General features: G+C 66.4%; 1 protein-coding gene. It reads left to right on the top strand.

Annotated elements, in window-relative coordinates; all coding sequences use genetic code 11:
- On the top strand, nucleotides 1–244 hold a 244-nt coding region (locus AC4HNJ_RS22110; protein WP_490481759.1), incomplete at both ends, for a hypothetical protein.

Below are 244 nucleotides of genomic sequence, written 5' to 3'. Positions count from 1 at the left end.
CGCCCCGTACCAACACCTGCCCGATACGCATGCGCTCGAAGCCGCGTTGCCAAAAGGCACCACCGCCTTGATCGGTCAGGTGCGCCAGATTGACGAAACCCCGGTCGCCCATGTGGACGTGAGCATCGGCGATACCACCGTGCACACCGATGCGCAGGGCGTATTCGTGCTGACCCACATCCCGGCCGGTCGCGACGCCTTGCTCGTGGACGGCGCCTCGGCCAGCCATGGGGCGGTGAAGTAC

It is taken from the genome of Dyella sp. SYSU CM1112, assembly GCF_058216415.1.
This window is presented reverse-complemented; position numbering and strand designations above follow the sequence as displayed.